The organism is Salinibacterium sp. SWN1162, from assembly GCF_015864675.1.
Lineage (GTDB): Bacteria > Actinomycetota > Actinomycetes > Actinomycetales > Microbacteriaceae > Rhodoglobus.
On the sequence record NZ_JADYWT010000001.1, the window covers coordinates 1,286,610 to 1,302,833 of the forward strand.

The following is a 16,224-nucleotide window of genomic DNA, read 5'->3' on the forward strand; positions in this document are numbered from 1 at the left end:
GGGTCGCCGCACAGCGAACTCCCACGCGGCGGAAGGCCCCAGCCACTATCGTTGAAGCATGAGTCGGATCGCTGTCGTTCCCGGGTCCTTTGACCCTGTCACCCTGGGCCACCTGGACGTGATTGAGCGGGCGGCAAAAACCTTTGACGAAGTGCACGTTCTGGTCGTGCACAACCCCGGTAAGACGGCTCTTTTGCCGATTGCCCAGCGCGTCTCGCTGCTCGAGCAAGCGATAGCGGATGCTCGGTTCGCCGGCAACATCCGCGTCACGAGCTGGAGCATGGGTTTGCTCGTTGACTACTGCACTGAGGTCGGTGCGAGCGTCATCGTGAAGGGCATCCGTTCTCAAGTGGATGTCGCGTACGAAACTCCTATGGCGATCGTGAACCGCGATCTTGCAGCCGTCGAAACCATCTTTATGCTGCCGAACCCCGCCCACGCGCACGTTTCCAGCTCGCTCGTACGCCAAGTGGCGGCGCTCGGCGGAGACGTTGCGCCCTATGTACCGCGGGTGGTTTCCGAATTTTTGCAAGCGCCGCGCGACTAACACCGGCACAATAGGTTTATGACTCTCACTCTCGGATACAAAGCGTCAGCTGAACAATTCGCCCCGCGCGAACTCGTAGAGATTGCGGTGGCCGCCGAAGCTCACGGCATGGAGAGTGTTGCGGTCAGCGACCACTTTCAGCCGTGGCGTCACGAGGGCGGTCACGCGCCGTTCTCGCTGAGCTGGATGGCGGCAGTGGGCGAGCGCACGAGCACGATTCGTATTGGTACGAGCGTGATGACTCCGACGTTCCGCTACAACCCTGCTGTGCTCGCTCAGGCCTTCGCGACGATGGGCTGCCTCTACCCGGGGCGCATCATGCTTGGTGTCGGAACGGGCGAAGCGCTCAACGAGGTAGCGACCGGATTCCGCGGTGCCGGAGAGCAGGACTGGCCCGAGTTCAAGGAGCGCTTCGCTCGCTTGCGCGAATCGGTCCGTCTCATGCGCGAACTCTGGACCTCCGACCGGGTGTCGTTCGAGGGGGAGTACTACTCCACTCACGGTGCGAGCATTTATGACCGCCCCGACCAGCCCATCCCGATCTACATCGCCGCCGGTGGCCCCATGGTGGCACGGTACGCCGGTCGTGCCGGTGACGGTTTTATCTGCACGTCGGGCAAGGGCATGGCCCTCTACAACGACGCGTTGATTCCCGGAGTGAAGGAGGGCGCGGCCAAGATGGACCGCAAGTTCGAAGACATCGACCGGATGATCGAGATCAAGCTGTCGTACGACACCGATGCTGACGTAGCCCTCGAGAACACTCGTTTCTGGGCGCCGCTCGCTCTCTCCAAAGAGCAGAAGCACGACATCACCGACCCGATCGAGATGGAGCGCGCTGCCGACGCTCTGCCGATCGAACAGATCGCGTCGCGCTGGATTGTGGGCAACGATCCCGACAAGATCGTTGAAGAGATTCGTCCGTACGTGGATGCCGGCCTCAACCACCTGGTGTTCCATGCGCCCGGTGGCGACCAGCGTCGCTTCCTCGAGCTCTTCGAGCGTGACATCGCTCCGCGCTTGCGGGCGCTGTAGGGCCTAGCGCGCGAGACGCGCACACGGGTTAACACACGATGGGCGGATGCGTGAAGCATCCGCCCATCGTTGTCGTGTCGGCAAGAATCGCCGACTACTGACAGCCGGCTAGCTCGTGACAGCGACCTTGTCGGTCGATCGAGACTGGTTGTCGGCGTTGGTGCTGACCTCAATCTTGCGAGGTTTCGCCTTCTCCGACACCGGGATAATCACGCTCAGTACGCCGTTGTCGTAGCTAGCGCTGATGTTCTCGCGGTCGATCCCGGCACCGATGCTGAATTGGCGCAGGTAGGAGCCGTAACGACGCTCCTGCGAGAGCCATTTGGCGCCGTCGCGCTCGCCGGCCGTACGCTCGGCGCGGATCGTGAGCAACTGGCCATCGACGTCAACGTCAACGGATCCGGGGTCGACACCCGGGAGATCGGCGGTGAGGACGTACTCGTCAGCCTGACGATAGAGATCCACAGGCATGGGCTGGGTGCCGACGCGGGACTGGGCAGCTGCGGAGAGCCTGTCGAGTTCGGCAAAAGGATCAAATGACAGTGTCATGGGAAACCCCTTTCTCAAAGTTGAGTCACCGTGACTCAACAAGAACAAATTAGCACTCTCATCTGGAGAGTGCCAAGTCATTGTGCTCACAGTTCGCTGACAACGAAAAGACCGCCGCCGGAGAGATCCGGCGGCGGTTTTTTGTGGTGTTATCAGCGGATGATGAACCGCGGATAGTTGTGCTCGGCGCGAGCCCTGGCCTGAGCCAGTCGTTCGCGACGGAGCTGGTGTTCGGCCCGCTGCTGAGGCGAGGCGAGCAGTCGAGAGCGGTGCGGCCGGCGACTCCAGGTGATGAGAGCGACGCCGAGATGCAGGGCAAGACGGTCGATGACTCCCACGCTACGTCGTGCCGCGTGGTGCGGTTTCTCGACAGCGGCTGAAGCGGCGCTGAGTTCGGGCGGATGGTCATGGCGGTCTTTCGGAGCCGCCAGTGTTGCGTTCATGAGATGTCTTTCGTGAGCTGTATTCGTGAGAAAAGTGGATGCGGAAGGCGCGCCCAATTGCGCTGTGTCAGGTGGTGACCCAACGGCATCCCCCAGTGATCGCGAGTCGCTGAAAGAGGGAAGATCATCGCGAGGCGAACGCACCCGCATAAGGGGATGCAGACTCGTCAGTCAATCGCCGTTGGCGATGATCGAGTTGGGTCGTGTGCTCCGTGAGCGCCGCCACCGTCAGAACCGGTGAGCGGAAAACGCTAACCGGTTAGGCGGTGAGGGTGCCGACGGAGCCGGCGGTCGTGGGGTTCTTCGTAACAGTAAAAATAAACACGCGAGGCTCCTTTCAATAGTTGGCGTTTGCTCAGTGTAGGGCGAGTGGTCGCTGACGACAAGACCCGATTTAGGTGCGATGCAAAGCCGTGATGATGGCATCGGCGAGCTCCGCCGGTTTCGTGAACTGCGGCCAGTGCCCGGTGGGCAGGTCGACGAGTTCGAGGTCGCTGAGCTGGGCGAGCTCGGCAGCAAAGAGTGCCCCTTCGCTCATCCACTCGCGCACTTGGTCGGCGGAGAACTCGCAACAGATGACGGTAGCGGGCACACTGAAGCGCGCTGGAGTAGCGAGCGACTGCGGGGTGCTCGCGATGAGCGCGGGCTGGGGAATCGCGATTTCGCGAAACCAGTCCCGCAGTTCGGGGGTCAGATCGACGAGGTCTTCGTTGTCGAACACGCTCCACTCGGGCAGGGGAATTTCGCCGTCGACGGTAGGCAGCTCGGTGTTAATGGGCATACCGTTCGGCAGCGGCACAGTGTCGACGTGCACGATTCTGGCGAGACAGGTGGGGCGGGCATCCGCTACCGCCTGCGCGATCGGGCCACCACCGCTGTGCGCGACCAGAGCGATGCGTGGCGTTGGTTCTTCGTCTTCGTCGCCGTTTTCGCTGCCGTCGGCTTCGACGTGCGTGAGGGCGTCAACGACCGCGACTACAGCCCCAACGTGATCGGCCAGAGTGACTTCAGCACGGTGAGTGTCGCGGCGCCGCAAGCCGGGAAGGGTGAGCGGATGCGCGGTGTGACCGGCATCTCGTAGCGCGCGGGTTATCGGAGCCCAGGAGTCTCCGTCAAGCCAAAATCCGGGGATAAGAATGACGTGCATCAGCGGGCTAGCGGTGCTGATCAATCACGATCGGGCTTCGAGATCGCCCAAGGCTTCGCTCGAGGCTTCGTCTCTGGTGAAACGCACAAGACGCAGCGCGGTCTTTCGTGGTGAGACGGACAGAAAACGCGCCGAGATTCATGCTGACTCCTCATTGAGTAGATCGCCATTATCCGCCCGCAGCCCCGCCAACTCAACGGTTGTGCGAATGGTGGGCCCACTTGGGCCGCCGTAAGCGCCACAATAGACGGATGCCCGTGACTGTTTCTGCACCCCATATCGGCTACGCCGCCATGCTCGAACGTTTTCATCCGCGCGAGGTGATGGGCTTCGCCCAGCACGCGGAGAGTCGGGGTTTCCGCGGCGTCATGGCGGCCGATCACTACCAGCCGTGGGTGCCGCAGCAGGGGCAAGCGTCGTTCGTGTGGAACGTGCTCAGCGGTCTCGGTGAGACGACGACAGGCGATCTCGGCACGGGCGTCACGGCGCCGACTTTTCGTTGGCATCCAGCCATGGTGGCGCAAGCCTCCGCGACCCTCGCTGCGATGAACCCGGGCCGTCACTGGTTGGGCCTCGGCAGCGGCGAAGCGATCAACGAACACATCATTGGGCAGTACTGGCCCGAAGCTCACGAGCGCATCAATCGGATGTTCGAAGCCGTCGAGATCATCAAGAAACTCTTCGCCTCGGGGCTCGCGAATAAAGACGTTCGCCACGAAGGGCAGTTCTATCGCCTCGAATCCACACGCCTCTGGACCATGCCAGCCGTCGCCCCCGAAATCTTGGTGGCGACGGCTGGCCCGGTCGCCGCGAAGCGAGCCGGCAAGACCGTCGACGGCCTCATCACCGAAGCCGCACCCCTCGAGAAGATCGACATGCTGCTCAAGCGATTCGCCGAAGGCGCCCGCGAGGCAGGGCGCAGTCGAGAAAGCCAGAGCCGCGTGCTGCGGCTGCACTTGAGCTGGGCCGAAACAGATGAGCAAGCCATGCGCAACGCGCTCACCGAGTGGCCGAATGGTGGTTTGCGTTTCGCTAAGAACGACATCCGCTCGCCGTTTGAACTCGAACAGCTTGCGCGAATGGTGCGACCAGAAGACTTCGAGGGGCGGATGCCCGTCAGCGCCGATCCCGACGTGCACCGTGCTTACATCCAGAGCTACCTCGACGCCGGGTTCGATCGCATCTATCTGCACAACGTGGGTCGCAATCAGCGAGAATTTCTGGATGTCTTCGGCCGCGACGTGCTTCCCGCACTGCGCAAGTAGTAGCGCGCGCGAATAATGCCCCACACTAGAAGCGTGAGAATGAGCGCCTGGGCCGTACCCGGCATCCCCGAAATCGTGTCCGGTGACGACCTTGTCGAGGTGATCGCGGGTGCCCTCGTTACAGAGTCCGGCGATGTGAACGCGGGCGGTTTGCTCGATGGTGACATCCTCACCGTGACCTCCAAGATTGTAAGCAAGGCGGAGGGCCGCTCGGTTGAAGCGGCAGATCGCGAACAAGCGATCACCGACGAAACCGTGCGCATCGTCGCGTCGCGCGAGCACCCCAATGGTGTGACGCGCATCGTCGAGAACCGACTCGGTCTCGTGATGGCGGCCGCCGGCGTTGATTCCAGCAACACTCCCGACGGCATTGTTCTGCTCTTGCCGCTCGATCCCGACGCGACCGCGCGCACACTGTGTGCTGGCCTGCGGCAGCGATTCGGCGTGACCGTCGGCCTCGTGATTACCGACACCGTGGGCAGGCCCTGGCGCAAGGGGCAGGCTGACATCGCTATTGGTGCCGCCGGCATCCACGTGCTTGATGACCTGCGAGGCACCGCGGATGCTTCGGGCCGCCCGCTCGCGGTGAGCGTCACGGCGCTCGCGGATGAAGTTGCTGCCGCCACCGATCTCGTCAAGGGCAAGGCCGGGGGATTGCCCGTTGCTGTGCTGCGCGGACTCGGCAGTCACGTTGCTGATCTCGATGCTCCTGGCGCCCGTTCGCTCGTGCGCAGCGGCCCCGAAGACATGTTCAGCCTCGGCACGAAAGAGGCCTGGATGGCGGGCTTCGATGAAGCGCATGACGAGAGCGCCCTCAAAGAGGAATAATGCTCGACTGTCGGTGATTTTGCCTCTACGATAATCGGATGGGGCTCTTCATTTCGTGCGCGTACTTCGAACACCAATCCGCGATCCACGCTCTCGAAGAACGCCTCCGCGACCGCAAACAATTGCCCTAGTGGTAGACGGGTGTAAGACTCAATCCATGGATGACCCTAGCTCCAGCGTGATGCCCGCCGACGTGTTTCACGATCACTGTCATGCCATTATTCGCAGCGTCTCGACCGTGATCGATGGCAAGGATGAGGCGGTGCGACTGGCGCTGACGGTACTGCTCGCCGAGGGGCATCTCCTTATCGAAGACGTTCCTGGCGTCGGCAAAACCATGTTGGCGCGCGCGCTGGCTCGCACGGTCGACAGCACTGTGTCCCGCGTGCAATTCACCCCCGATCTGCTGCCGGCCGATATCACCGGCGTTTCTGTGTACAACCAGAACACGCGCGAATTCGAGTTCAAGAAGGGGCCCGTTTTCGCGAACATTCTGATCGGTGACGAGATCAATCGCGCGAGCCCCAAGACGCAGTCGGCCCTGCTCGAGTGCATGGCCGAATCTAGCGTGACCGTCGACGGCACCACGTACGATCTCGAGGCACCGTTCATTGTGGTCGCGACTCAGAACCCGATCGAGATGGAGGGCACTTACCCGCTGCCCGAAGCTCAGCGCGACCGTTTCATGGCTCGCATCTCCATGGGGTATCCGGATGCCGCTGCCGAGCTGGAGATGCTGCGCTCGCGCGAGCTCACGAGCCCGCTCGACGCGCTTGAGGCAGTTGTCTCAGTAGAGGAGTTGCGAGAGCTGATTGCTGCAGTGCGACGCGTCTACGTGAGCACAGCGGTCGAGGAATATGCCGTGGCGATTGCCCAGGCGACCCGTCGTGATCCCGAGGTGCGGTTGGGGGCGAGCCCGCGGGCGACGCTGCATCTCGTCCGGGCGGCAAAGGCTCGGGCGGCGATCGACGGCCGTGACTTCGTCTTGCCCGATGACATCGATGCGCTTGCCGTGACGGTGCTGGCTCACCGAATGATTCCTGCGCGGCATTCCTCGCAGGCATCCACTGTGCTGACGGGACATTCGATCGCTGATGTCGTCGAACGTATCGTCGCGGAGACGCCGGTTCCTCTGGCCTCCGCGGCGTCCTAGTCGACGTCGACGCCGATGCCTCGCCTGCGACCGTTTCGAGCCCTCTCGCTTGCGCTGAAGGTGGTGCGACTTACCGCGCGTGGAAGTACGTTCGTGGTGCTCGGTAATCTCGCGATCGTGGGCGGCTATGTGGCGGGTATGCCGATTTTGTTATATGCGGGATGTTTTGCGCTCGCGCTGCCGTTGATGGCGGTGGTTCTCGTGCGTTCGCGCGGCTCATCGCTGGCCGTGAGTCGGCGTTTCGCTTCTCCAGTCGTGGAGGCAGGGACCACCAGCGTCGTCACGCTGCGCGTCGATAACCTCGCGCGCACCAGTCTTCGAGGAATGCACTGGGCCGATCGTCTGCCGTGGCGTCCGTGGGCAACGGCGAGCGGTTGGCTGCCTCCGCTGTCGGCTCGGATGGGTGGGCTCAACCGCCGCAGCGCGGCCCAACTGACCTACTCTCTCACCCCGGCGGCCCGAGGCGTATTCGAAATTGGCCCGCTTCTCTTGCAGAGCGCCGACCCGCTCGCGCTTGCGCTCGGTAGCTGGAGTGTGGGCAGCGTTACGGAGCTCACTGTTACGCCGCGAGTGGTCGCGCTGTCTCATTCGGCGTTACTCGCTCAGTCGGGCGACGGCGAGGCCCGAGTGCTCCAACGTCGCTCGGCAGGCGACGACGACGACGCGATGACACGCGAATATCGCCGCGGAGATGCGATGCGCCGGGTGCACTGGCGAGCATCCGCCCGCCATGGCAGCCTGATGGTGCGCCAAGAGGAACAGCACAGTTATCCCGAGGCACGCATCATCGTGGATACAAGGTCGAACGGTTATCCGGATGCGAGCCACGCCGAGTCCGGCCGCCAGCCAGCCGGATCCGTCGCTGCGGCCACGCGCAGCCCCCGCTTCGAGTGGGTGGTCAGCATGCTCGCGTCTGCTGCCGTGCAGTTGAAGCGCGAAGGCTTCCTGGTTGAGATCCTCGAGACAGGCCCGTCACAGCTAGCGGAGGCATCGATTGTGCACCGTCGCGCGTCGGAAGAACAAGAGTTCTTGACCCGCCTTGCGACGTTCGGGCCGGTTGACACTGCGCCGGGATGGTGGGGCGCACCCGTAGCGAGCACGAGCGCGGGTGGGCCGGTGGTGGCGCTCGTCGCTCATCCCGAGCCCGAGACCATCGCGTACTTGGCGCAGCAGGCTCTCCCCGGGGTGCTGGCTGTGGTGTTCGTCGTGGAATCGTCGTCAAGTTTTGGCGACTTCGCTCACGCGAGGGGCCCGGCGCGGCAGTCTGCCAGCGACGAGCTGCGCGACGCCGGCTGGAAGGTGATCTCGGTGCACTCGTTCGATGGCATCAGTGACGCGTGGGAGCTATTCGTAGCCGAGTCGCAGGCACACCGTGACGACAACTGACGCGAGTCGAGCGCGCAGCGTGCGCGCTCACGAGCAACGAGTGCGGGTGTGGTCGCTCAGCGGCACCCTTGCTCTCGCCCTGGGCGTCGGGGCGAGCAGCCTCGGCGAAGTGCTTACTGAAGGCGCCTGGTGGTTTCCGTACCTCGCGGTAGTTCTCGTCGTTCTCTCTGCCGCCGCGGTCGCGCACACGCTCATCTCCCGAGCCTGGATCGGCTCCCTCATCGGTGCCGTCGCGGGTGGGTTGGCGCTCACTGTTTTCTTCGCCGCCAACACCGCGTTCTGGGGAATCGTACCCCTCGTCGGAACAGCGGAACGTTTCGCGCGACTGGTGACCGAGGGCCAAGACTCAATGGAGGGTCAGCGATTCCCCGCGGATGCCGACGCCGGCATTGTGTTCCTAATCTGCGTCGGTGCCGTCGCTCTTTCCGTCGCGATGGATGTCATCGCATTCGTGCTGCGTAAGCCCGCTTTCACGGCGATCCCGCTCCTCGTCCTACTGGCGGTTCCAGCGTTTGTGCGAAGCGAATTGCACGATGCGCTTGGTTTCGCGGTTACGGCGCTGGCCTATGTCGGCATCCTTCTCGTCGCGGGCGAACATACGACGGTTCGCTCCGCGTGGCCGGCGGTGGCGGGGGCTCTCGCGGTGGCACTTGTTGTACCTGTGCTGCTCCCGAGCGTCACACCGGCAGAGCCCGCGACGAGCGCACCGGGAATCATCGGCACGGGGGTGAACCCCATCCTGAGCCTCAGCGACGACTTACGCCGCGATTCACCGCTCCCAGCACTGACCTACTGGTCTGACACGGGAGAGGAATACCTGCGGGTGGCCGCGCTCGATGAGTTCAGTGACGAGACCTGGAGTCCTTCCGAGAACGAGATTGACGACGCCAACACCGTCGACGAGTTCGGGGCTGCGCCGGGTCTCTCGGCCGAGATCCCTCGCATCTCCAAAGCCATGCAGATTCAGATTCAACAGCTTCGCGGAAAGCTGCTGCCGGTGCCGTATGCCGCGACGAGCATTGCGGATGCGGGGCGCGGGTGGACGTGGGACGCGGAGGCTCTTACTGTGGCGTCGTCGTTCGCGAACTCGAAAAATCAAAGCTACGAGGTGTCGTTCATCACTCCCGCTCCCACGATCGAACAGCTTGAGGCCGCACCGGTCGAACTGCCGAGCGGTTTTGAGAAGTACTTGGCGCTGCCCGAAAGTTTGCCGGCCGTGGTGAGCGAAACCGCTCAACAGGTGGCCGGAAGCGAAGCAACACGGTTCGATCAGGCCTTGGCGCTGCAGTCGTTCTTTCGTAACGGGGACTTCGTATATTCGGAGGAGGCCCCCGTCGCCGAGGACTACGACGGTTCGGGGGCAGAAGTGCTCGGCGAATTCTTGGCTGCTCAGAGTGGTTATTGCGTGCACTTTGCTTCGGCGATGGCGGCGATGGCCCGCAGCCTCGACATTCCCGCTCGCGTCGTTGTCGGCTTCACTCCGGGGCAGCGACAAGTGGACTCCGAGACCGATGAAGTCAGCTTTTCGGTCACCACCGACAACCTGCATTCGTGGCCCGAGCTCTATTTTCCGACTGTGGGATGGATTCGTTTCGAACCCACTGTTTCGGTAGGGAGTACGCCTCGGTTTGCGCAGAGCGTGAATGATGACCCCAGTACTCCCGATATCGATGAGTCGAAGCCCGAACCTACCGCGACGCCGACGTCGAGCGCCACCCCGGGAGCGCGCCCCGATGTGCCGCGTGACGAGATCGCCGACGTGCCGGTTTCGGGGCAGAGCCAGCTCTCGCCCTGGTGGTGGTTGCTGCTCATCCCACTGCTGCTAGCTGTCCCTGCGCTCGTCCGCGTCAGTCGCCGAGCTCTGCGGCTGCGGGCAGTCGCTCGCGGCGACGTTGCGCAGGCCTGGCGTGAAATTTGCGATAGCGCCGCCGATCTCGGAATCGTCGTCACCATGACGACGACTCCGCGCCAACAACACGACGAGATAGCGACGCAGCTCGGCATGGCGACTGTCGCTGCGAGAGCCGGGGCGGTGTCTGGATCCTCCACAAGCTCGGCCCCATCGACAGCGCCCTCGGTTGAATCGCCGCGACCAGCGTCGTCGGCGCTCGCGGAGGTGCTTGCTGCCGTGGAAGCCTCGGCGTTCAGCCCGCGCCAGCGAGCGGTGCGACGAGAAGCAGTGTCGAGTGTGATCGTCGCGCTACGGTCATCCGTGGGGTGGAAGGCCCGGATCGTCGCGGTACTCGCCCCGCGCACGGCATTCGACCGCAACCCAGCCGCGGTCGAGAAGTTGCCCGACGCGGTTACGCCGGGCTGAAGCCGATCACGGGCTTACCCGTGATCGGATTGCGCAAGATGGATGCCGTCACGCCGTAGACGTCAGCAATTAGCTGTTCGGTCAGTACGGTTTCGGTCGCGCCCGCCGCCACGACGCGACCGTGGGAGATCACGATCACGTGGTCGCAATAGCTCGCCGCGAGGGAGAGATCGTGCAGGGCCGCCAGAACGGTCACACCAGTGTTGCGCAGGCTCGAGAGCAGCTCGAGCACCGCGAGCTGGGCGGCGATGTCGAGGTGGTTGGTGGGTTCGTCGAGGGTGAGCAGCTGCGGCTGCTGGGCGAGTGCCCGGGCCAGCATCACGCGCTGCTTTTCGCCACCGGAGAGGCTCTGAAACTCGCGCTCCCGAAAGGCCGTCATCTCCACAGTCTCGAGGCTCGCCGCAATGATGGCGGCGGATTCGGGGGAGTCCGCCTCCCACAGTGATTGGTGCGGAAGGCGACCGAGCGCCACAACCATTCCCACAGTGAGGGACGTGTCGGTGGTGGCGTCTTGCTCCACGAACGCGGCGAGGCGGGCGCGGTGGCGGCGCGGCATCCCGAGCAGATCATGGCCGCCGAAGGTGACGTTGCCCGATGCTGGAGCGTGCACCCCGGTGAGAGCGCGCAGCAACGTCGACTTTCCCGCACCGTTGGGGCCCACGAGCGCGCTGAGCGAGCCGCGCGCGACCGTGCAATCGACGTTATCGATGAGCAGGGTGCCGTCGGTGGTGACGCTGATGCGTTCCGCGAGGAGGCCGCTCTCGGTATTGCTCTCGGTGCCGCTCGTCTCACTCATGTGGAACTCTTTCGCCGGGTGAGCAGGAACGCAAAGATGGGCGCTCCGATCATCGCGGTGACGATGCCCACGGGAATCTCGCGAGGATCAAAGAGGGTGCGGGCGAGAGTATCAGCCCAGACGAGAAAGACAGCACCGAGGAGGGCGCTGAGGGGGAGCAGGGCCCGATGGCCTGGCCCCACGAGAAGCCGCACGGCATGCGGCAATATCAGTCCCACAAAGCCAATCGAGCCGCTCACCGACACCATGGCGCCCGTGACGAGAGCGGATGCCGCCAGCAGTCCCCAGCGGGTGGCGCTGACATTCACCCCGAGCGACGCTGCCTGCACGTCGCCAAAGGCAAAGGAGTCGAGAAGTCGTCCCGTGAGCATCACGGGGATCCCGATCACGATGATGGCGGCCATGGTGATGCCGACGGCGGGCCAGCGGGCGCCGCTGAGCGAACCCAGCAGCCACGAGAGCACTTCGCGGTACGAGTCGCCCGTGACGCTCCAGAAGATGACAAAGCTCGTGATGGCCGAGGCGAGTGCCGAGACGGCGATACCTGCCAAGACGGTGCGCGAGGGCGTGATCGCTCCCAGCGACCCCGCGAGCAGCAACGTCAGGGTGAGAGCGAGCAACGCTCCGACGAAGGCGGCGAGAGGAAGCAACACAGCAGCGCCCAAGAGCAACACTGACACGGCGCCGAGCGCGGCGCCTGACGACAACCCCAACAGATAGGGGTCAGCGAGCGGGTTGCGCGTAATCGCCTGCATCACGGCTCCGCTCAACGCGAGCCCCGCGCCCACCGCAGCCGCAGTCAGCACGCGCGGCAGTCGCAACTGCCACACAATGCCGTCCCGAAGCTCGCTCAGCGGGCTCACCCCAATACCGAGGTGACTACCAATCGACCGCCACACTTCATCGAAGCGGATGTCGGCAGGCCCGATCGTCACCGCCACCGTGATCGACACCAGTAGTGCGATCACGAGGGCGGCGCCGAAAGTTAGCGGGGAAACCTTAGCCATCAAGCTCCGCGATCTGGGCCGACAAGCTCTCGGCGGCTTCGACGCTGCGCACGCCAGCCTCGCTCGCCGCGAACGGCACTACGAGGTAACGGCCAGCTTTCACAGCACTGAGGTTAGCGGTTGCGGGGTTGGCCTCGAGAACTTCAATCTTCTTGTCGGCGGAGTTCCACGCGGCATCCACGAGCACGATGAAGTCGGGATCGGCGTCAACGACGGCTTCCCAGTTGAAGGGCGCCCACGTCGAGTCGATGTCGCCGGCGATGTTGGTGAGGCCTACCGTGTCGAGTAGTAGTTGCGGAGCTCCGATGCCAGCGCCGACATACGGTGTGTCAGAACCTGAGGAGAACCACAGCGCGGTGCGGGAGTCGCCGTTGGCGTCGATGGCGTCCAACTGCGCACGCTGCTCTGCAACGATTTCAGAGGCATCCACCCGGAAGATCGACGCCACAGTTTCGATGTCCCCGAAGACGTCGTCGAAGCTGAGCTGAGCGGGCTGTTCTGCACTCTGGCAGGCCGAGGGGGCGACGAAGGTGTTAATGCCTAGAGCGGTGAGGTCAGCGCGCTCGCCGGCTCCGTCTGCGCTGAAGGTCGACTCCCACCCGGCGAAGACCAGGTCGGGTTCGAGGTCGAGCACGGCTTCTTCGCTGGGCACTTTCTCAGCGATCGAGGTCAGATCAGCGGCCTCGGATGCCCACTGCTCGGGCACGGGGCCGTCTTGAAAAGCGGTACCAATAATGCGGTCGCCCAAACCGAGTGCCAGCAGCATTTCGGTGGTCGATGACTTGATCGTGATGACGCGCTCGGGGGCGGAGTCAAAGCTCACGTCGAAACCGCAATTGCTGAGGTCAACGCTCTGCGCAGCGGCATCGGGCGAGGAAGTGGCCTCGGGCGTTGCGGTGGCGCAGCCGCTGAGGGCGAGAGCGGACACGGCGAGAAGAGCGGCACCACGAACGACGGTGTGACGGCGGCTCGTGCGGTGAGCGCTGGGGCGGGCAGCAAAAAGAGAGCGGGTAAGAACAGACATGAGGCCTTTCGAGAAACGGCGAAGTGGGCGCGGAGATGCGCCACGAAAACGGAAAAGTGTTTCAAGAAGACCGGAAGCCCAATCCTGGGCAAACCAACCACGCCATACCAAGCGCACGGGTCTGTTGTACCAGTCTAGAGAGGGGCGGATGCTCGTGCCTACACCGACCCGCACCGCCGTCGCCGCTCATCCGTGGGTCGTAAGCCTGAACGATCACTGACCGGGGGCGACAGCGAGGCCGTTGCGGGGGTAGAATTGACGATCGTGTCTAGAATCAACGAGAGTCCGTATGCCGTGTTGGTGCGCGATCTCATGCACCGTCCCGGTGAGATGAGAGAGCACTCGCTCCAGATCGTCGTACCCGAAACCTTCGGTACCACCGTTGTTGAGGTTCCCAAAGGCGCGAAACTGTCCATCAAGGGCCGTTATGAATCACTTCATGATGGCGTTCTCGTGGATGCCGTTGTCTCGGGAAAAGCTCAAGCAGAGTGCGTTCGTTGCCTGATTGACGTGACGCTGCCTGTTCGAGTCGAGTTTCAAGAACTTTTCGCGTATTCTGAGGACGAAGCTTTCGACTACACGGTGATCGACGAGTATGTCGATCTAGAACCTGTAGTGCGGGATTCGGTAGTGTTGTCACTTCCGTTCCAACCGGTCTGTCAAAAAGATTGTCTTGGCCTGTGCCCTGAGTGTGGGGTTCGGTTGCTCGATAATCCAGGACACGAACACGAAGCGCCCATCGATGCCCGCTGGGCAGCGTTGGCCGGCCTCCAAGATTTCACGCAAGACTCGCACGACCACGACTTGAACGACACGAACGATTTCCCTGAGACCCAAGAAGAAAAGAGTTAGTCATGGCAGTACCGAAGCGCAAAATGTCGCGGGCCAGCACCCGCATGCGCCGCGCCCAGTGGAAGGCAACCCCTACCGCTCTCGTTAAGACCATCGAAAACGGCAAGACCGTTTACAGCCTCCCGCACCGCGCCAAGGTAGTCGAAGACTCCGCCGGCACCCCCCTGTACATGGAGTACAAGGGCCGCAAGGTCGCTGACGTTTAACTAGTCCCCACATACTCGAGTCGAAATGGCGATAACGGGCTCCAGCTCACCTGCTGAGCTCTCCGCTGTGCTCGGGGTCAGTATTGATCCCGAGTTGCTCACGCTTGCGTTGACACACCGCTCTTTCGCGTACGAAAACGGCGGAATCGCGCATAACGAGCGGCTCGAATTTCTTGGTGACTCAATTCTTGGCCAGGCAGTAACGGTCAAGCTGTATCGCGATAACCCGGAGCTTGACGAGGGAGACCTTGCCAAGCGTCGGGCTAGTCTCGTTTCCTCCGTAGCTCTTGCTGAAATTGCGCGCCTGATCGGTCTTGGCGCGTTCATTCGCTTGGGTAAGGGAGAAGAGCAAACGGGCGGCCGTGAAAAGCCGTCCATTTTGGCTGACACGGTTGAGGCGATCATCGGTGCTGCCTATATCGACCTCGGCGGGGACGAAGCCACAGCGCTCGTCCTCCGCCTCGTCGCCCCATTGCTGGCGGACCCTGAGCGGTTCGGTGCAGCGATGGATCCTAAGACGAGCCTTCAAGAGCTCGCCGCCCATATTGGGCGTGGGGCTCCCGAATACCGCATTCAAGACAGCGGCCCCGATCATTCGAAGCGCTTTCATGCGGAAGTGTGCCTCGACGACGAAGTGATCGCGTCGGGTATCGGCTCCAGCAAAAAGCACGCCGAGATGGCTGCCGCGCTCGAAGCCTGGACCATCCTCCAAGCCCCAGTGAAGTAACCGGCGTGCCCGAACTTCCCGAAGTCGAAGTGGTGCGCGCGGGGCTTGAACCGGCCGTCACCGGCGCGACGGCGGCATCCGTCACGGTCTTCGACGAGCGCTCTTTGCGTCGCCATGAGGGGCCGAGCGAAGACTTTATCGACCGTCTGACCGGTCGCACGTTCCTCACCCCTCAACGCCGCGGCAAGTTCATGTGGCTGCCCCTCGCCGCCAGCGACGGGCCTGACAGCGCTGAGCCTGACAGCGCTGCCACGCACGGTGAAGCACTCGTCACCCATCTCGGAATGAGTGGGCAAGTGCTGCTGCGTGATCGGAGCACGGATGACCGGCTCACGCGCATCCGCATCGAACTTGATCATCCTGACCACGGCGCACTGCGCCTCAACTTTGTCGACCAACGTATTTTCGGCTCGATGGCGATCGACAGCATGCTGCCCACCGTCGACCAGCCCGCGTTCGCGGTGCCGAGCCAAGTGGCCCACATCGCGCGCGACCCGCTCGACCCGTTCTTTGACGATGCCAAGTTCTTGCGCGCTCTGAAGGCCAAGCGCACCACCGTGAAGCGGGCGCTGCTCGATCAAACGCTGATCAGTGGCATCGGCAATATCTATGTCGACGAAGCGCTCTGGGCGTCGCGCGTGCACTACAACCAGCCCACCGAAACGCTGAGTCGCCCGAAGGCCGTTCAGCTGCTCGCCGAAGTGCGGGCGGTGTTCACCAAGGCCCTCGCCGAGGGCGGCACGAGCTTCGACACGCAGTACCTCAACGTGAACGGTGAGTCGGGCTACTTCGCGCACTCGCTCAACGTCTACGGCCAGCAGGGCCGCGCGTGCCCGCGCTGCGGTCGCGAAGTCGTGCGCGAGAGCTTCATGAACCGCGGCTCGCATTTCTGTAAGTTCTGCCAGCGCATTCGTGTGCCCGTGGTTGCGGCGCGCTAGGGCT

Annotated in this window: 17 protein-coding genes; 11 read left to right on the plus strand and 6 right to left on the minus strand. The window is 63.2% G+C overall.

Annotated features, from left to right (window positions below):
• The first annotated feature begins 58 nt into the window (after positions 1-58).
• Complete coding sequence (gene coaD / locus I6E58_RS06025) at positions 59-547, plus strand: pantetheine-phosphate adenylyltransferase (protein ID WP_129071832.1); 489 nt, start codon at positions 59-61, stop codon at positions 545-547.
• A gap of 18 nt (positions 548-565) precedes the next feature.
• A complete protein-coding gene (fgd, locus tag I6E58_RS06030; protein WP_129071831.1) occupies positions 566-1,582 on the plus strand; it encodes a glucose-6-phosphate dehydrogenase (coenzyme-F420) in 1,017 nt (338 codons plus the stop codon).
• A 108-nt stretch (positions 1,583-1,690) separates the two neighbouring features.
• On the opposite strand, the gene I6E58_RS06035 is transcribed toward fgd, so the two are convergent.
• From I6E58_RS06035 to I6E58_RS06045, 3 genes are all read right to left on the minus strand, one after another.
• Positions 1,691-2,131 (minus strand): Hsp20/alpha crystallin family protein, encoded by a 441-nt coding sequence (locus I6E58_RS06035; RefSeq protein ID WP_129071830.1) that lies wholly within the window; start codon positions 2,129-2,131, stop codon positions 1,691-1,693.
• A gap of 152 nt (positions 2,132-2,283) precedes the next feature.
• Complete coding sequence (locus I6E58_RS06040) at positions 2,284-2,574, minus strand: hypothetical protein (RefSeq protein WP_197131434.1); 291 nt, start codon at positions 2,572-2,574, stop codon at positions 2,284-2,286.
• Between the two features lie 394 nt (positions 2,575-2,968).
• Positions 2,969-3,745, minus strand: a complete 777-nt coding sequence (locus I6E58_RS06045; RefSeq protein ID WP_307841993.1) for an alpha/beta hydrolase — start codon at positions 3,743-3,745, stop codon at positions 2,969-2,971.
• A 227-nt stretch (positions 3,746-3,972) separates the two neighbouring features.
• Between I6E58_RS06045 and I6E58_RS06050 the strand changes: the two genes are divergently transcribed.
• The 5 genes from I6E58_RS06050 (at position 3,973) to I6E58_RS06070 (ending at position 10,670) form a co-directional block, all read left to right on the plus strand.
• Complete coding sequence (locus I6E58_RS06050) at positions 3,973-4,986, plus strand: TIGR03557 family F420-dependent LLM class oxidoreductase (protein ID WP_197131437.1); 1,014 nt, start codon at positions 3,973-3,975, stop codon at positions 4,984-4,986.
• A gap of 39 nt (positions 4,987-5,025) precedes the next feature.
• Positions 5,026-5,814: a coenzyme F420-0:L-glutamate ligase gene (gene cofE / locus I6E58_RS06055; protein WP_129071827.1), complete on the plus strand. Its 789-nt coding sequence runs from the start codon at positions 5,026-5,028 to the stop codon at positions 5,812-5,814.
• A gap of 181 nt (positions 5,815-5,995) precedes the next feature.
• Entirely contained in the window at positions 5,996-6,967 is a 972-nt protein-coding gene (locus I6E58_RS06060; RefSeq protein WP_197132864.1) for a MoxR family ATPase, read from the plus strand.
• 93 nt (positions 6,968-7,060) lie between these two features.
• On the plus strand, positions 7,061-8,353 hold the full coding sequence (locus I6E58_RS06065) for a DUF58 domain-containing protein (protein WP_307841995.1): 1,293 nt from the start codon (positions 7,061-7,063) through the stop codon (positions 8,351-8,353).
• Positions 8,340-10,670 carry a DUF3488 and transglutaminase-like domain-containing protein gene (locus I6E58_RS06070; RefSeq protein WP_197131442.1) on the plus strand — a complete coding sequence of 777 codons (2,331 nt, stop codon included), beginning with the start codon at positions 8,340-8,342 and terminating at the stop codon, positions 10,668-10,670. The genes I6E58_RS06065 and I6E58_RS06070 overlap by 14 nt, the downstream gene beginning before the upstream one ends.
• On the opposite strand, the gene I6E58_RS06075 is transcribed toward I6E58_RS06070, so the two are convergent.
• Genes I6E58_RS06075 through I6E58_RS06085 form a run of 3 tightly spaced genes read right to left on the minus strand, consistent with a single transcriptional unit; the run spans position 10,657 to position 13,497 of the window.
• The gene (locus tag I6E58_RS06075) at positions 10,657-11,466 is read right to left on the minus strand and encodes an ABC transporter ATP-binding protein (RefSeq protein WP_197131444.1); all 810 of its coding nucleotides are present in this window, start codon (positions 11,464-11,466) and stop codon (positions 10,657-10,659) included. The two genes, I6E58_RS06070 and I6E58_RS06075, sit on opposite strands and share 14 nt — an antisense overlap.
• Positions 11,463-12,473 (minus strand): putative F420-0 ABC transporter permease subunit, encoded by a 1,011-nt coding sequence (locus I6E58_RS06080; protein WP_197131446.1) that lies wholly within the window; start codon positions 12,471-12,473, stop codon positions 11,463-11,465. Before I6E58_RS06080 ends, I6E58_RS06075 begins: the two co-directional genes overlap by 4 nt.
• Positions 12,466-13,497, minus strand: coding sequence for a putative F420-0 ABC transporter substrate-binding protein (locus I6E58_RS06085; protein WP_197131448.1), 1,032 nt, complete (start codon positions 13,495-13,497; stop codon positions 12,466-12,468). Before I6E58_RS06085 ends, I6E58_RS06080 begins: the two co-directional genes overlap by 8 nt.
• Before the next feature lie 264 nt (positions 13,498-13,761).
• Here I6E58_RS06085 and I6E58_RS06090 point away from each other — a divergent pair, with 264 nt between their 5' ends.
• Genes I6E58_RS06090 through mutM form a run of 4 tightly spaced genes read left to right on the plus strand, consistent with a single transcriptional unit; the run spans position 13,762 to position 16,220 of the window.
• Positions 13,762-14,349 (plus strand): DUF177 domain-containing protein, encoded by a 588-nt coding sequence (locus I6E58_RS06090; RefSeq protein WP_246837391.1) that lies wholly within the window; start codon positions 13,762-13,764, stop codon positions 14,347-14,349.
• A 2-nt stretch (positions 14,350-14,351) separates the two neighbouring features.
• The gene (gene rpmF / locus I6E58_RS06095) at positions 14,352-14,555 is read left to right on the plus strand and encodes a 50S ribosomal protein L32 (RefSeq protein WP_129071820.1); all 204 of its coding nucleotides are present in this window, start codon (positions 14,352-14,354) and stop codon (positions 14,553-14,555) included.
• Positions 14,556-14,580: 25 nt separating this feature from the next.
• Positions 14,581-15,282 (plus strand): ribonuclease III, encoded by a 702-nt coding sequence (rnc, locus tag I6E58_RS06100; RefSeq protein WP_197131449.1) that lies wholly within the window; start codon positions 14,581-14,583, stop codon positions 15,280-15,282.
• Between the two features lie 5 nt (positions 15,283-15,287).
• Positions 15,288-16,220, plus strand: coding sequence for a bifunctional DNA-formamidopyrimidine glycosylase/DNA-(apurinic or apyrimidinic site) lyase (mutM, locus tag I6E58_RS06105; RefSeq protein ID WP_197131450.1), 933 nt, complete (start codon positions 15,288-15,290; stop codon positions 16,218-16,220).
• The last annotated feature ends 4 nt before the right edge of the window (positions 16,221-16,224 follow it).

Excerpts from the sequence above, each read along its gene's own strand:
- coaD (WP_129071832.1), top strand. The coding sequence starts at position 59 with ATGAGTCGGATCGCTGTCGTTCCCGGGTCCTTTGACCCTGTCACCCTG.
- fgd (WP_129071831.1), top strand. The coding sequence starts at position 566 with ATGACTCTCACTCTCGGATACAAAGCGTCAGCTGAACAATTCGCCCCG.
- I6E58_RS06035 (WP_129071830.1), bottom strand. The coding sequence starts at position 2,131 with ATGACACTGTCATTTGATCCTTTTGCCGAACTCGACAGGCTCTCCGCA.
- I6E58_RS06040 (WP_197131434.1), bottom strand. The coding sequence starts at position 2,574 with ATGAACGCAACACTGGCGGCTCCGAAAGACCGCCATGACCATCCGCCC.
- I6E58_RS06050 (WP_197131437.1), top strand. The coding sequence starts at position 3,973 with ATGCCCGTGACTGTTTCTGCACCCCATATCGGCTACGCCGCCATGCTC.
- cofE (WP_129071827.1), top strand. The coding sequence starts at position 5,026 with ATGAGCGCCTGGGCCGTACCCGGCATCCCCGAAATCGTGTCCGGTGAC.
- I6E58_RS06060 (WP_197132864.1), top strand. The coding sequence starts at position 5,996 with ATGCCCGCCGACGTGTTTCACGATCACTGTCATGCCATTATTCGCAGC.
- I6E58_RS06075 (WP_197131444.1), bottom strand. The coding sequence starts at position 11,466 with ATGAGTGAGACGAGCGGCACCGAGAGCAATACCGAGAGCGGCCTCCTC.
- I6E58_RS06080 (WP_197131446.1), bottom strand. The coding sequence starts at position 12,473 with ATGGCTAAGGTTTCCCCGCTAACTTTCGGCGCCGCCCTCGTGATCGCA.
- I6E58_RS06085 (WP_197131448.1), bottom strand. The coding sequence starts at position 13,497 with ATGTCTGTTCTTACCCGCTCTCTTTTTGCTGCCCGCCCCAGCGCTCAC.
- rpmF (WP_129071820.1), top strand. The coding sequence starts at position 14,352 with ATGGCAGTACCGAAGCGCAAAATGTCGCGGGCCAGCACCCGCATGCGC.
- rnc (WP_197131449.1), top strand. The coding sequence starts at position 14,581 with ATGGCGATAACGGGCTCCAGCTCACCTGCTGAGCTCTCCGCTGTGCTC.